The organism is Chitinophaga sp. (assembly GCF_036566945.1).
Taxonomy (GTDB): Bacteria; Bacteroidota; Bacteroidia; order Chitinophagales; family Chitinophagaceae; genus Chitinophaga.
The window spans coordinates 1-4,764 of record NZ_DATCVJ010000967.1 but is presented as its reverse complement, the minus strand read 5'-3'; the positions used below and the strand labels follow the sequence as shown (position 1 = coordinate 4,764).

Sequence of the window (4,764 nt, the reverse complement as noted above, 5' to 3'; positions counted from 1 at the left end):
TCAAAAGTACGTTGCTCCACCAGGATACGATCTTTTCCCAGTGTTAGTTTACCGGTAGTCGCATCCACATTTCCCAGTCTCGCGCCATACACCGTTCCTTTCATTACTTTATCACCAATTTCCCAGCGTTGTATATCAAACCAGCGTAACCCTTCCATAGCCAGTTCCACGCGTCTTTCACGGCGTACCAGTTCCCGCAGTTTGGTTTGACTATTGTAAACAGCCCTGTCTACCACCGGCATGCCTGCTCTTGTTCTTACCGCATCGAGCGCATCATACATGGTATTATCCAGCTGATTGAGCTCTATTTTTGCTTCTGCCAGCGACAATAATACCTCTGCATAGCGGATGGCAATAATGTTTAAACCCACATTCCACATGTCTGCATAATCATTGAGGTCCGTGGTGAATTTCCGCACCAGGTAGCCGCTTTTGGAATTACCATAAGGCGCATAATAGTCGGAAGAGGCTTCGTTAATGGGATTGTAATAGCTGCCATTATACATCGCACCGGGATAGATAACGGTAGCGGCTAAACGAGGATCTCTGTTGGTATACGGATTATCTTCATCGTATCCGGAAGTGGCATCGTCGATGGTTTTTCCGTTTTTCATTTCATAAGCATCCACCAGCGCCTGTAACGGATCAATAGAACACCAGCCACCGGCACTTCCCGGAGGCATTACGCCCAACGATTCAAACGGTACATCGTTTTCTTTATACTGTACATCCAGTATTATTTCCGAATTGTTTTTATGTTGAATGCGGAATAAGTCGCCGTACACCGGATACAGCTTGTAGGTACCTGTTTTAACAATATCGTTGCACGCAGTAATACATACATCATATTGTTTGGTAAACAATGCCATTCTGGCTTTGAGGGCCAGGGCCGCACCGCTGGTAATACGACCTACATCGCTGCCGGTATAGCTGGCCGGTAAATCAGGTACGATAGCGGTTAGTTCATCCATGATGAACTTTACAACTTCTGCTTTAGGCGTGCGGGTAGACTTATTTGCTTCTGCCGGGGTGATGTTGGCGGTAATCAGCGGTACATCTCCATATAACTGCGTTAAAATAAAATACTGGTAAGCCCTTAAAAAGCGTGCTTCCCCTTTCAGTCTGGCGCGTAATTTATCATCCATTTTGGCTTGTTCTACGCCTGCCAGGAACCAGTTGCATTTTTGTACTACGGTGTAGCTCCAGCGTTGGTCACCCACGTCGTTAGGAGTGAGGTTACCACTGCCTAATACCGTGTAACCTTCCCAGGGATACGGGTTGTAGGCGTTATCTGATCCGCAGTCAAGATAGATCAGGTGTAACCCTGATTCCCAATCTTTGTAGCAGCCATTGATAGCAGCCAACGCATCTTTATCGGATCCCCAGAGTGAGGATTCACTATAACCGTCCAATGGTTCTCTTTCCAGGAAATTTTTCTTACACGCGGTCATCGCTACCGTTCCGGAAAGTAATATATAGAGAAATGTTTTTTTCATGGTGATTGTCTTTAACACGGTTAGAAAGTTAGATTGATGCCAACAGTATTTATTTTTACCTGCGGATAGTCGTAACCGCTGGCACTGTTGGTAGATTCAGGATCTACCCAGCTGTAAAACTTCGTAAAAGTGAGGATGTTCTGTCCGCTGTAGTACACTCTTGCTCCCTGTATACCGGCACGTTTTAACCAGGTAGTTGGGAAAGTATAGCCTACCTGCAGGTTCTTTAACCGGAGGTAAGAAGCATTTCTAACCCAGAAGGAAGAAGGATTGGAACCCGCATCATTTTGCGTGTAATTGTTCCATAAACGCGGGAAATTGCCGTTGGGATTTTCCGGTGTCCATCTGTCGAGCAAAGCAGACGTAGGACGACCGATTTTATCTCCGGCAGTACCCAGCAGTGCGCCCTGTACGAAACCTTTTACACCAGATGCTCCCTGCAGAAACACAGACACATCAAAGCCTTTCCAGCCGCCGCCCAGGTTCACACCATAGGTTACTTTAGGGAAATAGCTGCCCAGGTATACGCGGTCATTGCCATCTATTACGCCGTCACCGTTCTGGTCTTTGTACATCAGATCACCCGGTGCGATCACACCGCCACTCTGTTTGGCATGTTTGTCTACTTCTGCCTGCGTCTGGAAAATACCTTCCGCTTCGTAGCCATAGTAAGAATTCACCGGGTGACCTACTTTCAGATAAGTAGCACCAGTAATAATGGGATCGGTGCCGTCCAGGTTGGTGACTTCATTTTTAATGAGTGCCGCATTGGCGGTAATGCTATAGGTAAAGTCGCCCTTTTTATCGTGGTAACCAGCCGCTACTTCCCAGCCTTTATTTCTGATAGCACCTGCATTCTGCACCGGGGCAATGAAGCCATAAGTGGCACCCACCGGTACATTCAGGAGGATATCACGGGTATCTTTGATGAAGTAATCGACGGACAATGAAATGCGGTTGTCAAGAAAACCTGCATCTATACCGAAGTCGGTGGATTGCAGCGATTCCCAGCGGATGTCCGGGTTGGCGCCCATTACAGGGGAAATACCACCGGCAATGGCGTCGCCAAAGGCGTAGTTCTGCCCTGCACTGATGACTGGTATATAAGGGTAGTTACCCAGCTTAACATCGTTTTTCTTTACACCACCGATATCCTGGTTACCCAGTTGTCCCCAGGAACCACGCAGCTTTAACTGTGGTACAATATGTTTGGCTCCTTCGAAAAACGCTTCTTCGGAAATATTCCATCCGGCAGAAAAGGAAGGGTATAATCCCCAGCGATTATCCGAAGCAAAGCGGGAAGTACCATCGTAGCGAAGATTGGCTTCCAGCATGTACTTGCCTTTGTAGTCGTAGTTGATCCTGCCAAAGAATGATTGCAGCGCTACTTCGTAGGCAGAACCGGTGGCCTGTTGCCCGTCAGAAGGTCCTGCATTCAACTCACTCAGCTCATTGTTGAGGAAGTTTTTACGATATCCCTGCAGGAAGCTGTATTTCGTGTATTCATGAGAGTAACCACCTAATACTTTGAAATGATGATCTTTAATCGTCTTCTCATAATCCAGCAATGCCTGTAGGGTAATCACACTGTAATTATCGTTGAAGTCCGTCAGTGAATTGGGCCCCTGGTAGAGGGTAGGATTACCCGTTTTGAAATCGTAGTACTGAATGTCCTCGATAAACTTTTTGGATTGTGTGAGATCCATAGAGTAACCCAGTGTAGGTCTGAAATGCAGCCCGTTTGCTACTTCCAGGTCTGCGCCGGTAGTACCCAGCAACCGGTGACGGAATTCTTTGTACTGTGCGCCGGATTCCAGCCAGGCCATGGGGTTACCATCATTGATATAACCGTAATAACCGTTGCTGGTTTTGTAAGGCACGTTGGCGCCTATACGATTTGCCTGCCGGATCACCTGTGAAAAATCACCCGTGTAAGGATTCGTTGGTTCCCGCATGTCGGAGAGAGAATACGAAAGGTTAGCGAAGACAGATAGTCTGCTGTTAATTTTACTGTTAAGGTTCAGGCGTGTGTTGTATCTTTTCAGTCCGGTGTTTTTAATAATACCATCCTGAGAAAGATAGCCCAGTGAAAACATGTATTGTGTTTTATCATTACCACCGCTAAAGTCGAGATAATGATTTTGCTGATTACCCGTACCACTGTAGATGAGGCCCAGCCAATCCGTGTTAGGGTAATTATCAGGATCAGACCCGTTCTTGAATTTCTCTATTTCTGCGTCGGTATAACGTACGGTCTTTCCTTCATTTTTCTGCACTTCATTGAATAAAGATGCTGCCTGCCAGGAGGGCAGATAGTCGGGCAGATTCGTAGGTTTTTGTTTACCGAAATAGCCATTGTAATGTACCCTGACAGCACCGGCCTTTCCTTTTTTGGTAGTGATGAGTACTACGCCATTTGCAGCCCTGGAGCCATATATGGAGGCAGATGCGGCATCTTTCAGCACAGAAACAGACTCAATATCGTTGGGATCTATATTCGTCATGGCACTGGCATTATCATCGTTAGTGGTCATCACAATACCATCCACTACGACCATCGGGTTTTTATTGTTCAATGTACCGATACCTCTGATACGTATGGCGCCGGCGTCTTTACCGGGTTGTCCGTTTGTTTGCGTCACGGTTACGCCGGGCATGGTCCCTTGCAGGGCCGAAGCCACGTTGGTAACGGGACGGTCTTTCAACTCTTTACCGGTGATGGCACTCACCGCACCGGTAAGATTGGCTTTTTTCTGCGTACCATAACCCACTACAATGACTTCACTCAGACTACTGGAACCGCTACTCATACTGATGTTGAGTACCGCTGCAGTACCTGCTGGTTGTGCAATTTCATCATATCCCACTGCCCTGAATATTAAGATAGAACTGCTCGTGATGTCGGCCTGGAGGGCATAAGTGCCATCCGGTTTGGTAACCGTACCCTTGGAGGTGCCTTTCAGCAAAATGGTGACACCTGGAATAGGTACACCCGTAGTTTTGTCTGTTACTTTTCCTGTAATGTTTTTGTTTTGTGCTTGTGCTGCGCCGGCAAGTGCCAGTAGCAGCATAAGGAACGTGGTGAGTCGATACATTTCCCGAAAGTTTTGGTTAATAAAATAACAAGTTGACACAAAAACAAAGGTGCTTAGATCAGGAACCATTACCTCCAACTGTATTAACCGCCTTTGAAACTTTTTTAACTTTTAATTCCAATAGATCTGTTAAATATGGTGAAATCAGTTTGAATCTCGGGGAGATCCCTTAA

The 4,764-nt window shown here is 46.6% G+C and carries 2 protein-coding genes; both read right to left on the bottom strand.

The window, feature by feature from the left end:
* Positions 1 to 1,496 (bottom strand): RagB/SusD family nutrient uptake outer membrane protein (locus VIP81_RS29060; protein ID WP_331969947.1); only part of this gene is annotated, 1,496 nt, incomplete at its 3' end.
* Between the two features lie 20 nt (positions 1,497 to 1,516).
* Positions 1,517 to 4,591 carry a TonB-dependent receptor gene (locus tag VIP81_RS29055; protein WP_331969944.1) on the bottom strand — a complete coding sequence of 1,025 codons (3,075 nt, stop codon included), beginning with the start codon at positions 4,589 to 4,591 and terminating at the stop codon, positions 1,517 to 1,519.
* Positions 4,592 to 4,764 lie beyond the last annotated feature (173 nt).

What these genes read in the sequence shown, in the direction of transcription:
- VIP81_RS29055 (WP_331969944.1), bottom strand. Translation starts at nt 4,591, where the DNA reads ATGTATCGACTCACCACGTTCCTTATGCTGCTACTGGCACTTGCCGGC.